1 protein-coding gene is annotated in these 351 nt (G+C 66.7%); it reads right to left on the reverse strand.

What is annotated here, in order from left to right; genetic code table 11:
• Positions 1–317: helix-turn-helix domain-containing protein (locus KBI52_RS00610; RefSeq protein WP_247654081.1), on the reverse strand; the 317-nt coding region annotated here is incomplete at its 3' end.
• Positions 318–351 lie beyond the last annotated feature (34 nt).

The raw sequence follows: 351 nt of genomic DNA on the forward strand, positions 1-351 counted from the left end.
GGCAGGTCCAGTTCGTCCGGGGTGTGCCGGCAGATCAGGCGCTGAATCTCGGCCTCCTGGGCGGCATCCAGCAGCCGTTGCTCATCCGGCTTGCGCCCGCGTGGCTTGCTCACCAGCCCCTGCGCGCCCTCGGCCGCAAACCGCTGGCAGATGTCGAAGACCCCGGTTGGCGACAGCCCAACCTGGGCCGCAATCGCCCGGTAAGTCAGCCCGCGCTCCCGGAGCCCAACGACTTGCCGCCGGCGCTCCTCTTGAGCCGCCGCCGGCAGCTTGCGCATGTCCACGTGCTTCATGCTGATGAAGCTGGAGCCATCCATGATCCTTTCAAGACAATGAGCGCCGGCTCAATAA

It is taken from the genome of Microvirga sp. HBU67558 (assembly GCF_018069605.1).
GTDB classification, from domain to species: Bacteria; Pseudomonadota; Alphaproteobacteria; order Rhizobiales; family Beijerinckiaceae; genus Microvirga; species Microvirga terrae.